Origin of the sequence: Hymenobacter sp. NBH84 (genome assembly GCF_014217645.1) — a bacterium.
In the GTDB taxonomy this organism is placed as follows: domain Bacteria; phylum Bacteroidota; class Bacteroidia; order Cytophagales; family Hymenobacteraceae; genus Hymenobacter; species Hymenobacter profundi.
Genome location: NZ_CP043644.1, coordinates 301,363 through 320,888, shown reverse-complemented (window position 1 = coordinate 320,888; position 19,526 = coordinate 301,363). Strand labels below are relative to the sequence as shown.

19 protein-coding genes are annotated in these 19,526 nt (G+C 56.8%); 8 read left to right on the top strand and 11 right to left on the bottom strand.

The window, feature by feature from the left end; genetic code table 11:
* Positions 1 to 18: 18 nt before the first annotated feature.
* The 4 genes from F1C16_RS01385 to F1C16_RS01370 all read left to right on the top strand — a co-directional run bounded on the left by F1C16_RS01385 (position 19) and on the right by F1C16_RS01370 (position 5,601).
* Complete coding sequence (locus tag F1C16_RS01385) at positions 19 to 3,315, top strand: efflux RND transporter permease subunit (RefSeq protein WP_185282607.1); 3,297 nt, start codon at positions 19 to 21, stop codon at positions 3,313 to 3,315.
* Between the two features lie 131 nt (positions 3,316 to 3,446).
* A complete protein-coding gene (locus tag F1C16_RS01380) occupies positions 3,447 to 4,367 on the top strand; it encodes an alpha/beta hydrolase (RefSeq protein WP_185282606.1) in 921 nt (306 codons plus the stop codon).
* A 232-nt stretch (positions 4,368 to 4,599) separates the two neighbouring features.
* Positions 4,600 to 5,064 (top strand): glycine zipper domain-containing protein, encoded by a 465-nt coding sequence (locus F1C16_RS01375; protein WP_243900287.1) that lies wholly within the window; start codon positions 4,600 to 4,602, stop codon positions 5,062 to 5,064.
* A gap of 81 nt (positions 5,065 to 5,145) precedes the next feature.
* Positions 5,146 to 5,601, top strand: a complete 456-nt coding sequence (locus tag F1C16_RS01370) for a DUF4440 domain-containing protein (RefSeq protein WP_185282604.1) — start codon at positions 5,146 to 5,148, stop codon at positions 5,599 to 5,601.
* A gap of 121 nt (positions 5,602 to 5,722) precedes the next feature.
* On the opposite strand, the gene F1C16_RS01365 is transcribed toward F1C16_RS01370, so the two are convergent.
* From F1C16_RS01365 to F1C16_RS01355, 3 genes are all read right to left on the bottom strand, one after another.
* On the bottom strand, positions 5,723 to 6,592 hold the full coding sequence (locus F1C16_RS01365; RefSeq protein ID WP_185282603.1) for a manganese catalase family protein: 870 nt from the start codon (positions 6,590 to 6,592) through the stop codon (positions 5,723 to 5,725).
* A gap of 162 nt (positions 6,593 to 6,754) precedes the next feature.
* Positions 6,755 to 7,150 (bottom strand): DUF779 domain-containing protein, encoded by a 396-nt coding sequence (locus F1C16_RS01360; protein ID WP_185282602.1) that lies wholly within the window; start codon positions 7,148 to 7,150, stop codon positions 6,755 to 6,757.
* A gap of 27 nt (positions 7,151 to 7,177) precedes the next feature.
* Positions 7,178 to 7,525, bottom strand: coding sequence for a hypothetical protein (locus F1C16_RS01355; protein ID WP_185282601.1), 348 nt, complete (start codon positions 7,523 to 7,525; stop codon positions 7,178 to 7,180).
* Between the two features lie 270 nt (positions 7,526 to 7,795).
* On the opposite strand from F1C16_RS01355, the gene F1C16_RS01350 reads away from it, so the two are divergent.
* Entirely contained in the window at positions 7,796 to 8,167 is a 372-nt protein-coding gene (locus F1C16_RS01350) for a hypothetical protein (RefSeq protein ID WP_185282600.1), read from the top strand.
* A gap of 86 nt (positions 8,168 to 8,253) precedes the next feature.
* On the opposite strand, the gene F1C16_RS01345 is transcribed toward F1C16_RS01350, so the two are convergent.
* Positions 8,254 to 9,780 (bottom strand): aldehyde dehydrogenase family protein, encoded by a 1,527-nt coding sequence (locus F1C16_RS01345; protein WP_185282599.1) that lies wholly within the window; start codon positions 9,778 to 9,780, stop codon positions 8,254 to 8,256.
* Positions 9,781 to 9,990: 210 nt separating this feature from the next.
* Between F1C16_RS01345 and F1C16_RS01340 the strand changes: the two genes are divergently transcribed.
* On the top strand, positions 9,991 to 10,908 hold the full coding sequence (locus tag F1C16_RS01340; protein WP_185282598.1) for an AraC family transcriptional regulator: 918 nt from the start codon (positions 9,991 to 9,993) through the stop codon (positions 10,906 to 10,908).
* Between the two features lie 81 nt (positions 10,909 to 10,989).
* Complete coding sequence (locus F1C16_RS01335; protein WP_258048986.1) at positions 10,990 to 12,210, top strand: MFS transporter; 1,221 nt, start codon at positions 10,990 to 10,992, stop codon at positions 12,208 to 12,210.
* A 173-nt stretch (positions 12,211 to 12,383) separates the two neighbouring features.
* Here the strand turns inward: F1C16_RS01335 and F1C16_RS01330 are convergent, their stop codons facing one another.
* The 7 genes from F1C16_RS01330 to F1C16_RS01300 all read right to left on the bottom strand — a co-directional run bounded on the left by F1C16_RS01330 (position 12,384) and on the right by F1C16_RS01300 (position 17,506).
* Complete coding sequence (locus tag F1C16_RS01330) at positions 12,384 to 13,178, bottom strand: alpha/beta fold hydrolase (protein ID WP_185282597.1); 795 nt, start codon at positions 13,176 to 13,178, stop codon at positions 12,384 to 12,386.
* 62 nt (positions 13,179 to 13,240) lie between these two features.
* Positions 13,241 to 13,837: a DUF502 domain-containing protein gene (locus F1C16_RS01325; protein ID WP_185282596.1), complete on the bottom strand. Its 597-nt coding sequence runs from the start codon at positions 13,835 to 13,837 to the stop codon at positions 13,241 to 13,243.
* A gap of 144 nt (positions 13,838 to 13,981) precedes the next feature.
* The gene (locus F1C16_RS01320) at positions 13,982 to 14,863 is read right to left on the bottom strand and encodes a 4-hydroxy-3-methylbut-2-enyl diphosphate reductase (RefSeq protein WP_185282595.1); all 882 of its coding nucleotides are present in this window, start codon (positions 14,861 to 14,863) and stop codon (positions 13,982 to 13,984) included.
* 66 nt (positions 14,864 to 14,929) lie between these two features.
* Entirely contained in the window at positions 14,930 to 15,643 is a 714-nt protein-coding gene (gene cmk, locus F1C16_RS01315; RefSeq protein ID WP_185284181.1) for a (d)CMP kinase, read from the bottom strand.
* Positions 15,644 to 15,675: 32 nt separating this feature from the next.
* A complete protein-coding gene (locus F1C16_RS01310) occupies positions 15,676 to 16,071 on the bottom strand; it encodes a hypothetical protein (RefSeq protein ID WP_185282594.1) in 396 nt (131 codons plus the stop codon).
* 50 nt (positions 16,072 to 16,121) lie between these two features.
* Entirely contained in the window at positions 16,122 to 16,739 is a 618-nt protein-coding gene (locus F1C16_RS01305; protein ID WP_185282593.1) for a hypothetical protein, read from the bottom strand.
* 92 nt (positions 16,740 to 16,831) lie between these two features.
* The gene (locus tag F1C16_RS01300; RefSeq protein WP_185282592.1) at positions 16,832 to 17,506 is read right to left on the bottom strand and encodes a hypothetical protein; all 675 of its coding nucleotides are present in this window, start codon (positions 17,504 to 17,506) and stop codon (positions 16,832 to 16,834) included.
* Positions 17,507 to 17,785: 279 nt separating this feature from the next.
* On the opposite strand from F1C16_RS01300, the gene ade reads away from it, so the two are divergent.
* On the top strand, positions 17,786 to 19,438 hold the full coding sequence (gene ade, locus F1C16_RS01295) for an adenine deaminase (protein ID WP_185282591.1): 1,653 nt from the start codon (positions 17,786 to 17,788) through the stop codon (positions 19,436 to 19,438).
* Positions 19,439 to 19,526 lie beyond the last annotated feature (88 nt).

Genomic DNA, 19,526 nt, shown 5'->3' with positions numbered 1-19,526 from the left:
CACCTTGCGCTCTATTATATGATTTCAGACGTATTTATCCGGCGCCCCGTTACAGCCATTGTGGTGTCCATCGTCATTGTGCTGATTGGGGTGCTGTCCATTCTGAACCTGCCCATCAGCCAATACCCCAACATCTCGCCGCCGGTAGTGCAGATTTCGGGGAGCTTCACGGGGGCTGATGCCCTCACGGTGGAGCAAACGGTGATGACGCCCATTGAAACGCAGGTGAATGGTACGCCCGGCATGGCCTACCTGCAAAGCAACGCCACCAGCGACGGCAACCTGTCGTCGAACGTGACGTTCGAAATTGGCACCGACATCGACATTGCTACCCTCGACGTGCAGAACCGTGTGAGCGTAGCGCAGCCCCAGCTGCCCGACGAAGTGAAACGCTTGGGCCTGACGGTGAAAAAGCGGAACCCGACTATCTTGATGGTCGTGGGCCTGTATTCGCCTAAGGGTAGCCACAACGTGCAGTTCCTCGATAACTACACCAACATCTACGTACGCGACGCTCTGTTGCGTGTGAAGGGGGTAGGCGACGTGACCAGCATCGGGCAGGACTTCTCGATGCGCGTGTGGCTGAACCCTGATAAGATGTCGCAACTGGGCCTAACCGCCACCGACGTCACCACCGCCCTGCGCGAGCAGAACATTCAGGTGGCAGCGGGCTCGGTGGGTTCGGCACCGCAGTACGGTTCGCAGGCGTTTGAGTACACCATTTTCGTGAATGGCCGCTTGAGCACCGCCGAGCAGTTCGGCGACGTGATTGTGCGCACCGACCCGCAAACCGGCTCGCTGGTGTACCTGCGCGACATTGCGCGCATTCAGCTAGGCAGCTTCAGCTACTCCCGCGCCGCCACCGTGAACGGGCAGCCCGCTACCTTGCTGCTCGTGAACCAGGTGCCCGGCGGCAACGCCCTGGAAACCGCCGATGGCGTGAATGCGGCTCTGGAAGAGCTGTCGAAGAAGTTTCCGCCAGACGTGGCCTACCGCGTACCGTTTGAGTCGGTAACGGTGGTGCGCGTGTCGATTGAAGAAGTGCTGCACACCCTGATTGAGGCGCTGGTGCTGGTAACGGTGGTGGTCTTCGTATTCCTGCAAAGCTGGCGCGCTACCCTCATTCCCATTCTGGCCGTGCCAGTGGCTATCATCGGCACGTTCATCCTGTTCATTCCGCTGGGCTTCACAATTAATACGCTCACGCTCTTTGGATTCGTACTGGCCATTGGTATCGTGGTCGATGACGCCATTGTAGTGGTAGAAGCCGTGCAGCACTACATCGACACCGAGAAACTCTCGGCGCGCGAGGCCACCGAAAAGGCCATGAAAGACATCACGGCGCCGGTTATTGCCATTGCCCTGATTCTGGCGGCGGTGTTTGTGCCGGTGGGCTTCATTCCGGGCATTGTGGGGCGCCTGTATCAGCAGTTTGCCATCACCATTGCTATTTCGGTTATCCTTTCGGCTTTCATTGCCTTGTCGCTCACGCCAGCTTTGTGCTCGTTGCTGATGCGCCCATCGGAGCAAAACGCCGATGCCAAGGGTATCAATAAGCTGTTTTACAAGTTCAACCAGTGGTTTGCTCGTGTTACGCACTCCTACTCCAATGGGGTGAAGCGCAGCCTGAAATTCACGCCGCTGGTTATCATTCTGCTGGTGTTGGTATATGCAGGCACGTTTGGGCTGTTCCGTGTGAAGCCCGGCGGGTTTATCCCGACGGAGGACGAAGGCCGCTTGTACGTATCTATTGAGTTGCCAGCGGGCGCAGCCAGTAGCCGCACCCGCGCCGTGATGGCCCAAATGTCTAAGATCTTCCAGGAGAAGGCGCCGGCTGTCAACAACTACTCCGGCATTGCGGGCCTGAACGCGCTGAACTTCTCCTTTAAGCCCAGTAGCGGCACCTACTTCGTGCAGCTCAAACCCTGGGACGAGCGCAAAGACAAGGCCTTGCAGTTGGAAGGAGTGATAGCCTCGCTGCAAAAAGAGTTTTCGGTGATCAAGGGCGCCAATATTCGAGTGGTGCCGCCACCGGCTATTCCGGGTCTAGGCAACACGGGTGGTTTCAGCTTCCAGCTAGAGCAACGTGAAGCTGGTACCGATATCAAGGCGTTTGAGGACAACATCAACAAGTTTGTGGCCGCCGCCAACCAACGCCCCGAGATTGCGCGGGCCTACACCTTCTTCACGGCCCAAACCCCTGGTTACCAAGTAACCGTGAACCGCGAGCAGGCTAAGAAGTTGGGCGTGCCGCTCACGAACATCTTCAACACGATGTCGACGTTCATGGGCTCGGCTTACATCAACGACTTCACCAAGTACGGTCGCAACTTCCGGGTAGTGGCGCAGGCCGATACCGCCTACCGGCAGAACATCGACGACCTGAATGGCTACTACGTGCAGAATGCCCAGGGTCAGCAAATCCCGTTAGGCTCGCTCATCACCTATAAGTTGGTGGAGAATGCGCCGCTGATTTCGCACTTCAACCTGTTCCGCTCGGCTGAAATCAACGGCGATGCGAAGGAAGGCTACAGCTCCGGCCAGGCTATTGCGGCCTTGCAGGAGGTAGCCGCCAAAACCCTACCCGCCGACTACGGCTTCGACTTCTCGGGTCTGAGCCGCGAGGAACTGAATGCTGGCAACAGCACCATTATCATCTTCGGCCTGTCGATTCTGTTCGTATTCCTGTTGCTGGCGGCGTTGTATGAGAGCTGGTCGATACCGTTCTCGGTGCTGCTATCGGTGCCGCTGGGGGCTTTTGGTGCCATTGTAGCCCTCACGCTTATTCCACGCCTCACCAACAACGTGTACGCACAGATTGGTCTGATTACGCTGATTGGTCTGGCCGCCAAAAACGCCATTCTGATTGTGGAATTTGCCAAGGAGCGCGTAGACGTTGGCGTGCCGGTGATGGAAGCTACCATTGAAGCCGTGGAGCTGCGTTTGCGCCCCATCATCATGACTTCGCTGGCCTTTATTCTGGGCGTACTGCCGCTGGCCTTCGCCTCAGGTGCGGGTGCGGTGTCGCGCCAGACCATCGGCTGGACCGTGACGGGCGGTATGCTGGCGGCTACCTTCCTCGCCATTTTTGCCGTGCCGGTGCTGTTCCTGAACATCACCAAGCTGGCCTATGGCAAAGAGAAGCTGGCCGAGATGTCGAAGGACTATAACCCCGAGGAGCACGGCCACGCCCAGCACGGCTCGCAGGAGCCCAATACGCCGCCCGAAGGCCCATCGGAAGGCGATAAGAAAAACGACAAACAGACCGAAAAGCAGAAGCGCGACGAGCAAACGCCGCCAGAACTGGGCACGTAATCTGTTTTTTCTTGTCATCCTGAACGCAGTGAAGGACCTTCTTACGTAAGAACGACAGCCGTACCAACGACTCGTTCGCACGTGAGAAGGTCCTTTACTGCGTTCAGGATGACACTGTATTTTAGCACACTATGAAACACGTTGCCTTTGCTGCCTTGCTTCTGCTCGGTACCGCTCCTATGCTCCACGCCCAGCAGGTTTTGCCCCTTTACAAGGGAACCGTTCCTAATTCTAAACCCAGCGAAGTGAAGGAAGCCAGCGTTACGCTGGCCAACGGTGGCATACGCATCAGCAACGTAGTACAGCCTACCCTCACAGTCTTTCTAGCTCCGGCCGACAAAGCCACTGGCACGGCGGTTATCATCTGCCCCGGCGGCGGGTACGCGCGCCTGGCCATCGACCACGAGGGCTACAACATAGCCAAGCGCCTGAACGACATGGGCGTGACGGCTTTCGTGCTGAAGTACCGCCTCCCCAACGACCAAAGCCAGCTGGACAAAAGCACGGCCCCGCTGCTCGACGCCCAGCAAGCCCTTCGCATGGTACGCGAGCAGGCCACCGCGTTTAGAATAAACCCCAGCCGGATTGGGCTGATGGGCTTTTCGGCGGGCGGCCACCTGGTCAGCACGACCGGCACGCACTTCGCGCAGCCCGTGGATACGAAAGCCGGCAACACCTCGGTGCGGCCCGATTTTCTGATGCTGCTCTACCCGGTCGTTAGCTTCTCAGACAGCCTGGCGCATGCGGGCTCGCGGGATAATCTGCTGGGCAAAAATGCGCCGGCTGATCAAATAAAGCTATACTCCAACGAGTTGCAGGTGACGGCCCAAACGCCGCCTACCTTTCTGGTGCACGCCCAGGACGACAAGACCGTACCCGTGCTGAACAGCCTGGTGTTCTACCAGGCCCTCACCCACCACAAAGTACCCGCCGAAATGCACCTCTACCCCAAGGGCGGCCACGGCTTTGGCCTACACAACCAAACCACCCAAGACGACTGGACCGAGCGCCTGCGCAACTGGCTGGCGGCCAACGGCTGGCTGGCAAAGTAACTTCGCGCAATCCTGTCACAGTACAAAGTCCCCGGCAGCCACTGCCGGGGACTTTTACTTTCATAAAACAAAAAAATCTAGTTGGCAGTATGCACCGTATATGCCTCCTGTGTCCTCAAAGCAGGCAAAACCAGTGTGGCACAATGCTTGCAAAAACTTGTCAGAATCAAATACTGATTTCTAACCTTAACGATCTGTCATCATGAAAAAGGCCAGTTATATCTTCCTCGTCATGCTTTTCTTATTTGCAGCGGTGCGCCCCGAGGCACATGCGCAAAAGAGAATCAGTACGCAAGCTAAAGGTACTATCATTGGTGCGGGTGCGGGCGCCTTGGGCGGGGCTCTCATTCATAAGCGCAACCGAGCGGCGGGCGGCGTGGTAGGTGGTGTGGTAGGCGCCGGTGCCGGCTACGCCGTGGGCAAGCACATCGACAACAAACAGAAAGAGCGCGCCCGAATAGCGGCGGCCAACCGTGCGGCGGCCCAACGCGCCGCCGCTGCCCGTGCCACGGCCGCTCGCAAGGCTTCTGCTACCAACGGGGTAGCCGCCGCCCCTGCTGCTATGGCGCTTACTTCAGCCTCGGCCCAGCCAGCTGCTGCCAGCACCGTATTGGCCAATGGCTACTTGGTGAATACCACCTACGGGGAGCGGGATACGCCCTACCCTACTTCCGAGTATCGCCGCAAGAGCTGGTAATTCGGGCTGGTTTGCTTCGGAAAGCTCAGGCCTGTGCTTGAGCTTTCCGCTTTTTTTGTCTTCCCTACCTTTTACTTTTTTATGAGAATCCTTTTTGGTCTACTGCTTGGTGGCGCGTTGGCGTCGTGCTCTTCTAATACGGCCTCCGATGCTGTAAATGTGCAAAGCCTCAACCAACAGTTTGTTGGTGCCTGGAACAGTAAGAACGCGGCCCAGCTTGATTCGCTCCTAGCCGACGACGTGCAGTTCGTGCAGGGCGAAACCCATTACAAAGGCAAGGCTGAAGTAGCCGATAAGTGGGTGAAAGCTACCATTGGCACCATCGCCAACCTGAAAACCTACACCGCCAGCTCCAGCGCCGATACGCAGCTCGCCTACGACGCCGGCACCTTCACGGCCGAGGTATTGCCCGAAACCGCTGGTGCTCCTCAAGGCGAAGGCGAAGGCAACTACATGCTGCTCTGGAAAAAGGACGCCAGCAATAAATGGAAACTCAGCTACGCTCAGCTCGAAGATTTGCCCGTGCAAGTGAAGTAATTCTTTTGCCTTGAAAACATACGCTGGCGGTCGACCTTGCACTTCCTACCAGTATCATACACAACGCCCCCGCTACTGAGAGTAACGGGGGCGTTGTGTTAAAGCGAAAATCGCGTCTCGCTTAGCTAAAAGCGTCCTTTACGTTGCCAATGATGGTATCCGTGATGGTCATCTGCTCGGTTTGGGCGTGACCTTCGGGTACGGGTGGGGCCAGTTTGGGCTCGTCGCCGTAGGGTTGGGCTTTCAGAACTGAGAACTCGCCATTGCCGTCGATGCTAGGGCCATGCGTCCAGCGGCCTTCGGGCGTGCCCGAGCCATCAATATTGGGCGTGATAAAGGCGTAGCTGAACTCCTGATTTTCCTTGCTTTGGGGGAAGGAGTTAGGAATGGGTAAGCCTTTGGCGCCGCCTAGCTCTTCAATTACAGCCAGCCACTGCTGCTGGTGCATAGTGTCGCGGGCAATCATAAAGGACAGCATGTCTTTCATGCCGGGGTCGTCGGTGATTTCCCAGAGGCGGGTAGCCAGGGCGCGGCCGGTGCTTTCGGCAGCTACGTTGGTATACATATCGGCCATCAGGTTGCCGCTACCTACTACATAGGCACCGCTAAACGGTACGCCTTCTGAGTCGTAGGCCAAGGCACCCAGGCCAGCCGAGAGGAACTGACGTGGGTTCATGCCACCTAATACAGCGCCTACTACGCCATCTTGCTTAATAGCTGATTCTTGTACGCTTAGGGGTGCGCCTTCCAAGTTGAGGGCCACGGCCGTAGCCAGCATTTCAATGTGCGAAATTTCCTCGGTGCCGGTGTCCAGCAACATGTCGCGATATTTCACTGGGCCACGAGCGTTCCAGGCCTGAAACAGGTACTGCAAACACACACGCATTTCGCCTTCAATGCCGCCAATGGCTTGTTGCAACATGCGCGCAAACGCCGGATTTGGCTTCTCGACCCGCACTTTGTACTGGGTTTTCTTATCGTGGTAGAACATAGGAAAGGTGTAGGTGTGGAGAATAGAGCCACAGTCACGCTGTGGTTCCCTATCTATACGCCTCCCTACACTGCCATAACGATTCAGAAAATACGGATTTTAGAAACACTATTTTGGCCTTGCTTCTCCGTATAAATCCCAAAAGACCGAAGTTATACGGGTTTACCGTGTAACATTCGGGTATTCCTCGCCATCGAATACCGGCGTGAGGTCACCTGACTCTTCTTCCGTGAACATGCGCGAGCGAATCAGGAACCGCACGCCCAGCGGAATTTCCAGCGAAAAGCTGGCGCCCCTACCCTTCACCACATCTACCGTAAGTTGGGTATGTTTCCAATACTCGAACTGGCTGGCCGACATAAAAAAGTCGCAGTCGTGTATGCGGCCCAGCCACACGTCGTTGGTTCCTACCCGAAACTCGCCCGCGGCAAAGCACATCGGCGAGGAGCCGTCGCAGCAGCCGCCACTCTGATGAAACATCAGCGGGCCGTGCTCGTCGCGCAGCAAGTCGATGGTGGCTTCAGCGGCAGGAGTAACGAGGACGCGGAGGGTAGGCATGGGTAGGAAGTAAGGTAAGAGCAAAGGCTATTTGGTTTTGCGGGCGTAGGTATACACGGCGCCTGTACGCTGCTCGCGCACCAGCACCAGCTTATCCGGCGCCATTTCGTCGGGCCGGCTCACCCATTCATAGGCGAGTTGGCGTTTTGCATCCCACACGTGGCGGTGGTTGCCGGCGCTCGAAATACTTTTTTGCAAGCTATTCGGCATAGGCTCGGTGACGGGAGGCGGCACGGTGGCAATACCGGCACTGGTTTGTGCTTCCACTTTCTGAAGCGTCCAGTCGGGGTTTTGCTGATGAGGCGCTGGTAGCAATTGCGCCTGCGCCGCCGAAACCGTGCTGATGACAGTGAGAATACTTAGTAAGAATTTCATAGGGAGGTGTATAGTATATTGATATGTTAGAGACGCAACTCACTGTGAAAAAGATGCTTGTTTGCGAAAACGTCTGTCATCCTTCATCTGGCGTCCGCTTGCGAGGGACCTTCTCACGCATGAACAATGCACGACTAATAGCAATTGAGTCTGTTTTGAATAAGCTAAGGCAATTAAAGGACATTTTGCTGTCAATAAACAACTCTATACTTTTATATTAAGTATATTTAATTATTCATCATTAGTATCTGAACCTCAAATGTTTCGACTATGAAAAACATCATTTTATTCCTACTCACAACATTGCTTCTGACCGCTAGTAGTTTTACAAGTCCAAAAGCGCCAACAACAGAATCTTCAAGAATTGAAGTTATATTCAATCGGCAACTCACCTTTGATGATGTTGTTCAAATCAAACAACGTTTACTATTAAGAGGCATCACATTGAGATACAACAAGCTCTCATTTGACGATAATGGTAAGCTTACTGCTATCGATTTTCATGTGGATTGCAACGATGGTATCTCTGGTAGTGCAGAAGAAAGCAACCTTACTAATGATACTCGTATGGGTTTTTACCGTGATTATTCAGACACGGCTAAAATCAAATTTGCCACTGGTAACTTCAAAGGGAGACTTTGACACAAATCAAATAGTTTGTTATTTATTAAAGTTAAAAAGAGCACCGGCAATTCAAGTTGCCAGTGCTCTTCTGCTTTAAACCATTACTAAAAGAATCCCAGCTTCTGTTGGCTGTAGCTGATCAGCATATTTTTGGTCTGGCGGTAGTGCTCCAGCATCATCTTGTGATTCTCGCGGCCGAAGCCCGACTTCTTATAGCCGCCAAACGGCGCGCCGGCGGGATAGTCGTGGTAGCAGTTCACCCACACGCGGCCGGCCTGAATGGCGCGGGGCACCTGGTATAGCTCGTGCGCGTCGCGGGTCCAGACGCCGGCGCCGAGGCCGTAAAGCGTGTCGTTGGCTATTTCGATGGCTTCGTCTACCGTTTTGAAGGTAGTAACGGCCAGTACTGGCCCGAAGATCTCCTCCTGGAAAATCCGCATTTTGTTGTGGCCGCGGAACACCGTGGGCTGAATATAGTAGCCTTCAGCCAGGGCGCCATCTTCCTGATGGTAGGCGTCGCCGCCGGTGAGCACTTCGGCGCCTTCGTCCTTCCCGATTTCCAGGTAACTCAGAATTTTCTCGAACTGGTCGTTGCTGGCCTGGGCGCCCATCATGGTTTCCTTATCCAAGGGGTTGCCGAGCTTGATGGCCTTCACGCGCTCAATCACGCGGGCGATAAACTCGTCGTAGATGTCTTCCTGTACCAGCATACGCGAGGGGCAGGTGCAGATTTCGCCTTGGTTCAGGGCAAACATCACGGCGCCTTCGATGGCTTTGTCGAGGAAGTCGTCGTCGGCATCCATCACACTCTTGAAGAAGACGTTCGGCGACTTACCGCCCAACTCCATCGTCACGGGAATGATGTTTTCGGAAGCGTACTGCATAATCAGACGGCCCGTGGTGGTTTCGCCCGTAAACGACACCTTCTGGATGCGCGGCGACGAGGCCAGTGGCTTGCCGGCTTCCAGCCCGAAGCCGTTCACCACGTTCACTACCCCAGCCGGCAGCAAGTCCTGAATCAGCTCCATGAGCACCATAATGCTGGCGGGCGTTTGCTCGGCGGGCTTCATCACCACGCAGCAACCAGCGGCCAGCGCGGGGGCCAGCTTCCAGGTAGCCATCAGCAGCGGAAAGTTCCAGGGAATAATCTGCCCTACCACGCCCAGCGGCTCGTTGATATTCAGCGACAACGTGTTTTCGTTTAGCTCGGTGGCGCTACCTTCTTCGGCCCGAATGACACTGCCGAAGTAGCGGAAGTGGTCTACCACCAGGGGTAGGTCGGCGTTGAGGGTTTCGCGGATGGCTTTACCATTTTCCACGCACTCCACGGCGGCCAAGTGCTCCAGGTTTTCCTCGATGCGGTCGGCAATCTTCAGCAGCATGTTGCTGCGGGTGGTAGCCGAGGCATTTTTCCAGGTTTTGAAGGCTTCGTGGGCGGCATCCAGGGCTAACTCAATATCCTCTTTGGTGGAGCGGGCTACCTTGGTAAAGGCCTTGCCATCAATGGGCGACGGGTTATCGAAATACTGCCCTTTGGTGGGCGCTACCCACTTGCCGCCAATGAAGTTGTCGTAATGGTCTTTGAAGGTAGGACGCTCCACCAGCGTGGTGGTTTTTTCCATCGTTTCCATAAAAGCGGGAGTTTTAGAGTGTGTTCGGATAGGGGCAAGCTACTTTTTACTCTGCCGAAAAAGATGTACTATTCTCGCAGTAAAGCGTTCTATTGTCGCAAGTTGCCTTGACCTTGTGGTTCAGCATGCGTATTTCTGCAAACGATTTCTGTTCGCTGCACCAGAAGTACTTGAAACCACTCTTTTGCTCCACCCATCTGCTCTTTCACCATGTCCTACCCTACCCTGTCGCACCCGCTCCACACCCACGAGCAGCTGACTACACTGGTTGAAAACCGTACGGTGTACTCGCTGGATGCTTTCGAGCTGAACGTGTTTGAAACCCACCGCGTGGCCGAGCAGGTGCCCCTGAGCATGGGCCATCTGGTGCTCACTACCATGCTGCGCGGCAAGAAGGTGATGCACCTGCCCGGTCGCCCAGCGTTCGACTACCTCCCCGGCGAATCGGTGCTGGTGGGCGAAAACCAAACGATGGTCATCGACTTCCCGGAGGCCACCGACGAGGCGCCTACCCAGTGCCTGGCCGTGGCTATTCCCACCGAAACCATCCAGCAAACCGTTGATTTGCTGAATGAAGAATATCCGCACGCCGAGGCGCACCTCCCCTGGCACCTTGATACCGCCGAGCACGCCCACCTCACCAACACGCCGGAGCTAACGGGCACCCTGGAGCGCCTCGTGCAGCTCTCCCGCGATACGGGCCGCGTGAAGGACGTGCTGGCTAATTTTACTATCCAAGAAATGCTGGTGCGCTTGATGCAGACCCAAGCCCGGCAGCTGCTCTTTCACAACTACGCCCGGCACGCTACCTCACACCGCTTCGCAGCCGTGGTACAATACATCAAGCAGCACCTCGCCGACAAGCTCACCATCGACAAGCTCAGCAACCTGGCGTGCATGAGCAAGGCTACGTTTTTCCGGGTGTTTCGGCAGGAGCTGGGCATCACGCCCGTAGAATACATCAACCAGGAGCGCCTGGCCGAAGCCAAACGCCTGCTGCGCCAACCCCTTGCCTCGGTGGCCGATGTGTGCTACCGCGTAGGGTTCACCAGCACAGCCTATTTCCAGCGCTTGTTCAAGCAAGCCGAAGGCCTCACGCCGGGCGCCTACCGCAAACGCTGCCTCTGAAACGTGCCGTCACAACCATTGCCGGCGCTTGGTAGTTAGTAAACCTAACCCGGTTGTTCGGGTGCGTTTTGCTCTTGCGTTATGCCTACTTCGCCGGCTGCTGTGCCGCTTGCTGTTGCCGCTCCTGATCGGCCTGTTCCTACTACCCAGCCACCCATTGCACCGGCGTTGGTGTGGCTCATGGCCATTACCTGCGGACTGGTGGTGGCCAACCTCTACTACAATCAGCCCCTGCTGGTCGAAATCAGCGACACGTTTGGTATTACGGAGGGTAGGGCCAGCCTAGTGGCCACGGCCACGCAGGTAGGCTACACGCTGGGCCTACTCTTCATGGTGCCGCTCGGCGACAAGCTGGAACAGAAAAAGTTGATTATCCTGCAATTGCTGGGCGCAGCGGCGTGCTTAGTGGTGGTGGCTGTGGCGCCTACCTTTGGCATCTTGCTTACTGCCAGCTTGCTTACCGGCTTGTTTTCCTCGGTGCCGCAACTGCTGATGCCCCTGGCTGCTCACCTCGCCAACGACCAGGAGCGCGGCCGAGTAGTGGGTAAGGTAATGAGCGGCTTGCTGATTGGTATTTTGCTTTCGCGCACCATCAGCGGCTATGTGGGGGCGCATTTTGGGTGGCGCACCATGTTCTGGGCAGCCGCGGCCACCATGGTAGTGCTCAGTGGCATCCTGCTTTTGATGCTGCCCCGGCATCAGCCGCTGTTCAGCGGCAGCTACAAAGAGCTGCTCCGTTCCTTAGGCAACCTCACCCGCGAGCAGCCGCTGCTGCGGCGCTCGGCGCTGGTAGGCGCCTGCATGTTTGCAGGCTTTAGTGCGTTCTGGACTACCCTCGTGTTCTTTCTCGAAAGCCCCGCCTACGGCTACCACAGCGACATGGCCGGTCTGTTTGGTTTGATTGGGGCATCGGGTGCGCTGGCCGCGCCGCTGGCTGGCAAATCGGCCGATAAGCGCGGTGCCGAATACGCCTTGGGCGGTGGTATTTTGCTGTTTCTGGGCGCCTACGTGCTGCTAGCGCTGGGCGGGCACTACCTCATCGGGCTGATTATCGGGGTAGTCGTTCTCGACGTTGGCCAGCAGCTCACGCACATTTCCAACCAGTCGCAGGTGTTTGCGCTGGTGCCCGAGGCCCGCAGCCGCCTCAACACGGTGTATATGACGGCCTCCTTTATCGGCGCTTCAATAGGCTCCTACGCCGGCGGGCTGGCCTGGACGGCCTTCGGCTGGCCGGGCGTATGCGGGGTAGGGCTGGTATTTGTCGGCTCAGCCTGGCTGGTTAATCGGTTCTACGGGCGGTAGGAAGGGTAAGAGGCGAGGAGAGTTAAGAAGGGTGTCATCCTGAGCTTGCGAAGGACCTTATTACGCTGAAACGATTTGTTATTGTACCTGTCGTTCATACGTAATACTATCCTTCGCAAGCTCAGGATGACACCCTTCTTAATTCTCCTCCCTCCTTACCCTCCTCAACTCTCTCACCATTGCGCCTCCGGATGACGGCGCACGTAGGCGGCTACCTCGTAGATCAACCCGGCGTGGCCGGTGTCTAGCAGCACCGTGCGGGCGTTGGTGAGGGTGGCTATGAACTGCTGCAAGCCCACGTGCGGAATCACCTGATCGTGGCGACCTAGAAAGAACGTAACGGGGGTAGGGCGTTTGTTTAGCAGCCGGGCCAGTGCTTTCAGCGAAAACGTAAGCTTGCGAAACCCTACCCAACTACGGTAGATACGCAGGCGTTTCTCGCGGCTATCCAACTGCCATTCGGCAAAGCGCACCAGGCCGGCGTCTACTAAGCGCCGCTGCCGCAACGAGTCGATGAAGCCTAGCAGGCGCTGCGGGCGCAGCACGGTGCGGCCCAGCAGGTTGCGCATAAACGGCGGAGTGGTAGCCAGTGAATACCAGAACTGCCGTTGCAAGCCATCGGGCGCGAGTAGCCAGAGCTGCTCTACCTTCTCAGGGAAACGCTCGACGGCGGCAAGGGCGAACTTGGCGCCCATGCTAAACGCCAGCAGACCGAACGTGTCAATTTGCTGCTCGCGCAGAAAATCCGCCAGCAACTCACCCAGACGTTGTTTGGTGAGGGGTGCGTCGGTGCGGCTGAGGCGGCTCTGGCCGTGGTAGAACAAGTCGAACGCGTACACGCTCACCCGCTGCTCGCCCAGCACCGATACCAGGCTGCGCCAGTGGCCGTGGCCCTGCCCGTATCCATGAAACGCCAGTACCACCCGCGGCCCGGAGCCATAGCGCTGGAAATGAAGTGTGGTTTTCAAGTATCGTATTCTAATGAGAAAATAGCCCTTTAGAACACGGCGGCGCGTCAATACGTGCCCGTTTATCCTACCCTGGCATCATTGGACTCACCTTCGCGCGGCACTGGCACCCCTCGGATGCTGGACACCCCACCCGACACGATAAACTTCATGGCTTCGCTGCTAGAAATATTCAGGTAGGTGATGCTCTCCACAGGCACCAGTTGTAACTCACCTGAGAAATTGTAAGAATGCGGGTAATACACGGCTACCAGATGCGGTTGGTCAAGGGCCACAATGTTTTCCTGGGTGGCAAAGCCCATACGGTAGGCGGGCAGCTCGGCATTGATGCGCACCAGCACCGGCCGGTTAAACTTCTGATTATCGCCCACAAAAGCCGCAAACAGATCCTTGATACTGGAATAAATGATGCCCACCAGTGGCATGCGGTGCAGCATCCGTTGCGTAATCGTCAGCCAAGGGCGTACTAGAAAGCTGGTTGCCAGAAAACCTATGCTGGTTATCAACGCGGCCAGCAGCAGCAGCCCCAGTCCTGGCACACCTTCCACATAAAACAGGTGGTCGAGCCAGGTGAAGGCGGCTATCAGAATATAAATGGTAAGGGCAATGGGCGCTACTACCAGCAGCCCGCTCAGAAAATAGTTCGGAAGGTTACGCATGCAACAGAATCAGCATTTACTTCTGAGGGTAGGGCGCAAATCATGCCACACCCCTTACCCTAACATGACAAATGCCCGGCTGGTAGGGCACCGGCCGGGCATTTGCTTGAATGTATGATGTATCGTTATTCGCTGGCGGGTGGCTTACACCAGCTCCCCAATCTGAGCAATGCGGTCAGCAACCTGCTGCATCAGCCACATGGGCGTGCTGGTGGCCCCGCAAATCCCTACCGATTGCGCGTCCTGGAACCACTCGTCCTGCAAGTCTTCCTCGTTCTCCACAAAGTAGCTGCGCGGGTTGGTTTTGTTCACGACACTAAACAGAGCCTTGCCATTGGAGCTTTTACGGCCGCTCACGAACACAATCACGTCGTGCTGAGTGGCAAACTTAGCTAAAGCCGGCTCGCGGTTGCTCACTTGGCGGCAAATGCTGTCATTGGCGTCGAAGGTAGCTACATCGACACCGGCGGCGGCAATGCGCTCCTCAATTACCTGCTTCATGTGGTAGAAGCCAGCCGTGCTCTTGGTAGTCTGGCTGAACAGCGTGACGGGGCGCGAAAAGTCTACTTGGTCCAGGTCGGCCTCATTCATCACGATGATGGCCTGGTTGCCGGTCTGGCCGGCTAGGCCTGCTACCTCGGCGTGGCCGGGCTGTCCGTAGATGACGATTTGTCCTTGCTGGCGGTTGCTGATGTCGAAGGCGTGCTTCACGCGGTTTTGCAGCTTCAATACCACCGGGCAAGAGGCGTCAATCAGCTCCAGATTGTTCTGCATGGCCAGCTGATAGGTTTCCGGCGGCTCGCCGTGCGCCCGAATCAGCACCTTGCAGTCGTGGAGCGTGCCCAACTGCTCGCGGTCGATGATGCGCAGGCCTAGTGCGTGCAGACGCTCCACCTCCATCCGATTGTGCACAATATCGCCTAGGCAATACAGGGTTTCCTCGTGCGCCAGCTCATCCTCGGCCATCTGAATGGCGAATTCAACGCCGAAACAGTAACCCGAATTTTTGTCGATGGTGATGTTCATAGCTTTTTGATCTGCAAACAGAGCGCCAAATGCCAATCGGCTGCGCAATTTTACTTATATAACCGCTTAGCTGCCATTCCGTTCACTGCCGCCCGCCATAGGCGCAAACAACGCTGCTGAGGCCCGTTCCAGCACAAAGTCTACCTGCTCGTCGATGGTCATGTGCGAGGTATCGAGCAGCACGGCATCGGAGGCGCGGCGCAGGGGGCTTTCGGCGCGGGTGGAGTCGATGTGGTCGCGTTTTTCCAGGTTGTCGATGATATCGGCCAGCTCTACTACCTCGTTTTTCACGGCCAGCTCCTCCTGCCGGCGCAGGGCGCGGGTGTGGGTGTCGGCAGTCATAAAAATCTTGACCTCTGCATCCGGGAAAACGGTGGTGCCGATGTCGCGGCCGTCCATTACGATGCCGCGCTTGCGGCCCATCTGCTGCTGCTGGCGCACCAGGGCGTGGCGCACGGCCGGAATCACAGATACTTCGCTTACGGAGTTGGAGATGCGCATCTGCCGGATTTCGTCTTCGCGCACGTGCCCGTCGAGGCATAGCTCGTTGCGGCCCGTTTTGCGGTTGCGCTTAAAAGAAATCTGCATCTGGTGCAGGGCTTCCTCTACACGCGGCAGGTCGTCGAAAGCAATCTGGTGCTCCAGCAGGTAGAGCGTCACGGCCCGGTACATGGCGCCGGTGTCGATGTACGCGTAGCCTAGCTCGGCAGCTACAGCCTTGGCCGTGGTGCTCTTGCCACAGGAGGAGTGACCATCGATGGCAATAACGAGCTGGCGCATGGCGAAGGGGCTAGGCGAAGGAGGAGTGTTCACTAAATCCAGTTTTTACGACGTTGAGCAGCTTGCAGATGCGCAGGCACCTGGGCAAAAAATACGGCCACCGACTCGGGCAGCCCGTGCGCCAACTGTTGCGCCACGCGGTAGAAAGGGTTGAAAAAACTCTTGCCCCCAATGCCTACCCCCGTGGTATTGTCGAGGCCGGCGGCCCACTCGCCCTGGTAGGTATGCACTAGGCACTGCCCAAGAAAACAGCCCAGCGCCATTACCACGCCCTCCTGCTCGGCGGGCTTGATGGTAGCGCGCTGCTCCTCGATAAAAGCGGCTAATCGGTCCACGGCGGCCGCATCATAAGCGTTCAAGCGCAACTGTTGCCGCACAGCCTCGGCGGCACGGTGGAGAGAGGCAAGGGGCGATTCGGCTTCGGGCATGGCGTACAAAAGTACGAAGCTCCTCGGAAGTGGCCGCCCTGCGCAGTAGTTTATTGCCGAGGCGCCGCCGATTGCGCCTGCTTCCACTGCTGATATTGCTCCAGAATAGCCGCTGCATCTCGGCGGCGGTAGGCGCGGGCTTGCAGGCGCTTGGCCAGTTCCGGATCATCTCCCACCACACTCAGCATCTGCCGACTGAACGCGGCACGGCTACTGCGCAGCTTCACCACGGCTCCATCGGGTCGGCGCAGCCACCACTGCGTGCCCAGCAGTTGCCACACGAAGCCCGCTTCCATATCCTGATATTGATACAGCCCCATTTTACTTCCTGCGAATAATTCCTGCGCAAAAAAGCGTCCTACCCCACCATACGTGGCATCAGGCAGCACCACGCGGATTACCTCGGTGGGTAGGTAGGAAATGGCTTGTTGGTACTCATTGACGAGGTAGACGCGTTCGGTCTTTAGCTGGTGAAGCTGGCCATCGTGCCACTGGCGGTCGGCAGTTTGGTAGCGCACCGACTGGCTATGCCGCACGTTGGAAATAGTGCCGGGCAGCACGTTCGGGTACATCGTGCGCTGGGCCGGCTCCTCGGGCCGGAGCTGGGCGACGGCGGGTAGGGATAGAAAGAGTAACAGAGCAGCACTAATATCTTTTATCTTCATCATCCGATTCTATTTGTAAGCAATGTGCCGATGCTGCGGGATATAATTTCCTGCAACATCGGCACATTTTATTATACGTTTATCGGCCTCTCTTGCTATTCAGCTTTGAAGATGACGTTTGGAGGGGTCAGTTTCCAACGGGCGTAGGCCTCTAGCATGTCCCGCATTTTATCTGGTCCTAATCTGCCTGCTTCCAATTGCATCACCAACCCTGGATGGTCGCTAAACAGGCGGAGCATCATTTCTTGAAACTCTTTGTATTTCGTGGGCACCACCTGAATCGATTGCCCTGGCAGCTCAAGTAACTGATATGCCGTGCCGTAGCCCACAGCCGCAGGCCGAATATATTCCGAAAGCCTATAGCCGCCTTGTCTGAATATCTGTCTTACAAAGCTGTTCGCGTGGTATTCCTCTTTTCGCGGAATCATAAAATTGCTTGCTACGCGCATTGTGTCGCCGGTGATGCCTGCCAAGGTGTAGCACACCACTTCACCAGCCGGATAAGGCGTTTCGGATTTATCCTTTTTATCAAGACTTTTCACCGTAATCTGCTCCATTTCAGGCAATATCCGTCCTTCGTGCCAGCTACCATCGCGCAACTGATACCAGCCTTTGCTGTAGCTGGGACCCGTGTTGCCATACATCATGGGTGGCATAGCGGGCACAGGCATACGGGGTGGTGCGTAGGTAGGAAATTGAGCGTGCGCGTGCTGCCCGTACAAGCAAAGACCAACGAACAGGTATACGCTACCGAGTAAAGCTTTTTTCATATAAAAAATAACGTTTAGCTCGGTGTATCAAATAATAGTCCAATCAATTACTCTCACACGGGCACGGAATCTTACCCTTCGACCGGTGCTTGTACGCGGCCGTTTTCTTGGCTAGGGAAGAACGATGGGCGCAGCCTGACGACAGGAGGCCGGTACCCATGAGCAGCGCTGCCAGCGCCAGAGTTGCAATCTTTTTCACGCTTCAGGAAGTTTACTCAAATATAAAGTTCTTTGCCCGGCCGCCCGTTGGGTAGGCTTTTCTCCGCCTCCATTCTACTTATGGCTTCTTCTTTCACACGCACGGCCAACGTCGTCGACTTATTCGCCAACACCATATACCCTGCCATAATTCACGTGGTAGCAGGTCGTATTAACCGCCTGGAGCCTACCGGCGCCGCGCCCAATCCGGCCCTACCCTATGCCCTACCAGGCTTCGTGGATGCGCACGTGCACGTAGAAAGCTCCCTGCTGGTGCCCTCGGAGTTTGCCCGCTTGGCCGTAACGCACGGCACAGTGGCTACCGTATCAGACCCGCACGAGATTGGCAATGTACTGGGGGTAGGCGGTGTGGAATATATGCTCGAAAACGGCCGGCAGGTGCCGTTCAAATTCTGCTTCGGGGCGCCCTCCTGCGTGCCGGCCACGCCGTTCGAGACGGCCGGGGCCGTTATTTCGGCCGCCGATGTTGAGCAGCTTTTTCAGCAATACCCCGAAATCGGCTATCTGGCCGAAATGATGAATTGGCCCGGCGTGCTCCACCGCGACGCCGACGTGATGGAGAAAATCCGGCTGGCGCAGCAGTACAACCGCCCCGTAGATGGTCACGCGCCCGGCCTCACCGGCGCCGATGCCCTGCGCTATGCTCAGGCCGGCATCAGCACCGACCATGAGTGTTTCATGGCCGGCGAGGCGCTAGACAAGCTGCAAGCCGGTATGAAAGTACTGATTCGGGAGGGTTCGGCGGCCCGAAACTTCGAGGCCCTCATCGACCTGCTACCCGAGCACTATGAAAATATGATGTTCTGCTCCGACGACAAGCACCCTGATACGCTGGTGTTGGGTCACATCAACCAGCTAGTGCAACGAGCCGTGGCGCGCGGCCAAGACGTACTAAAAGTGCTGCGCGTAGCCTGCCGCAACCCCGTGGAACATTACCGCCTACCCGTGGGCCTGCTGCGCGAAGGCGACGCCGCTGACTTCATTGTGGTAGATAACCTCCAGGATTTTACGGTACAACAAACTTACCTCAACGGTGAGCTGGTAGCCGAAAACGGCCGCACGCTGATTCCGGCCGTGCCAGTGGAGGTCATCAACAACTTTGTGGCACACCCGGTGCAGGCCCAGGATTTCCGGCTACCCGCGCCTACCCCGCAGCCTACCCTCCGGGTGATGGAATGCTTCGATGGGCAGCTTATCACCGCCCGCCACGATGTGCCCGCTCGCGTCGAGAACGGCTTGGTGGTACCTGATATAACGCAGGATATTCTCAAGCTCACGGTAGTGAACCGCTATACCGCGGCGCCGCCTGCGGTGGCATTTATCAAAGGCTTCGGGTTGAAGCATGGCGCCCTGGCTAGCAGCGTGGGCCACGACTCCCACAACATCACGGCCATCGGCTGCGACGATGAGAGCTTGGCCCGCGCCGTGCAACTGGTAATGGAGGCAAAAGGTGGTTTGGCGGCCGTCGGGCCCGATGGGCAGGAACTCCTGCTCCCCCTACCCGTGGCCGGCCTCATGTCGGACCTGGACGGCTACGCGGTGGCCGCCGCCTACGCCGCCGTAGATGCGCTGGCGAAGGAACTAGGTTCCACGCTGCAAGCACCCTTTATGACGCTTTCCTTTATGGCCTTGTTGGTTATCCCAAGCCTGAAGCTGAGCGACAAAGGATTGTTTGACGGTGAGGCGTTCCAGTTTGTGGAGGCGATGGTGTAGAGGAAGGAAAGTGAAAAAGCGTGTCATCCGGAGCGGAGCGAAGGACCTTCTCACGTTGAACGAGTCGTTGTACGCTTGCCGTTCAATG

Bases quoted from the DNA above. Each gene is read 5' to 3' on its own strand.
- F1C16_RS01385 (WP_185282607.1), top strand. From the start codon at position 19: ATGATTTCAGACGTATTTATCCGGCGCCCCGTTACAGCCATTGTGGTG.
- F1C16_RS01380 (WP_185282606.1), top strand. From the start codon at position 3,447: ATGAAACACGTTGCCTTTGCTGCCTTGCTTCTGCTCGGTACCGCTCCT.
- F1C16_RS01375 (WP_243900287.1), top strand. From the start codon at position 4,600: ATGCTTTTCTTATTTGCAGCGGTGCGCCCCGAGGCACATGCGCAAAAG.
- F1C16_RS01370 (WP_185282604.1), top strand. From the start codon at position 5,146: ATGAGAATCCTTTTTGGTCTACTGCTTGGTGGCGCGTTGGCGTCGTGC.
- F1C16_RS01365 (WP_185282603.1), bottom strand. From the start codon at position 6,592: ATGTTCTACCACGATAAGAAAACCCAGTACAAAGTGCGGGTCGAGAAG.
- F1C16_RS01360 (WP_185282602.1), bottom strand. From the start codon at position 7,150: ATGCCTACCCTCCGCGTCCTCGTTACTCCTGCCGCTGAAGCCACCATC.
- F1C16_RS01355 (WP_185282601.1), bottom strand. From the start codon at position 7,525: ATGAAATTCTTACTAAGTATTCTCACTGTCATCAGCACGGTTTCGGCG.
- F1C16_RS01350 (WP_185282600.1), top strand. From the start codon at position 7,796: ATGAAAAACATCATTTTATTCCTACTCACAACATTGCTTCTGACCGCT.
- F1C16_RS01345 (WP_185282599.1), bottom strand. From the start codon at position 9,780: ATGGAAACGATGGAAAAAACCACCACGCTGGTGGAGCGTCCTACCTTC.
- F1C16_RS01340 (WP_185282598.1), top strand. From the start codon at position 9,991: ATGTCCTACCCTACCCTGTCGCACCCGCTCCACACCCACGAGCAGCTG.
- F1C16_RS01335 (WP_258048986.1), top strand. From the start codon at position 10,990: ATGCCTACTTCGCCGGCTGCTGTGCCGCTTGCTGTTGCCGCTCCTGAT.
- F1C16_RS01325 (WP_185282596.1), bottom strand. From the start codon at position 13,837: ATGCGTAACCTTCCGAACTATTTTCTGAGCGGGCTGCTGGTAGTAGCG.
- F1C16_RS01320 (WP_185282595.1), bottom strand. From the start codon at position 14,863: ATGAACATCACCATCGACAAAAATTCGGGTTACTGTTTCGGCGTTGAA.
- cmk (WP_185284181.1), bottom strand. From the start codon at position 15,643: ATGCGCCAGCTCGTTATTGCCATCGATGGTCACTCCTCCTGTGGCAAG.
- F1C16_RS01310 (WP_185282594.1), bottom strand. From the start codon at position 16,071: ATGCCCGAAGCCGAATCGCCCCTTGCCTCTCTCCACCGTGCCGCCGAG.
- F1C16_RS01305 (WP_185282593.1), bottom strand. From the start codon at position 16,739: ATGATGAAGATAAAAGATATTAGTGCTGCTCTGTTACTCTTTCTATCC.
- F1C16_RS01300 (WP_185282592.1), bottom strand. From the start codon at position 17,506: ATGAAAAAAGCTTTACTCGGTAGCGTATACCTGTTCGTTGGTCTTTGC.
- ade (WP_185282591.1), top strand. From the start codon at position 17,786: ATGGCTTCTTCTTTCACACGCACGGCCAACGTCGTCGACTTATTCGCC.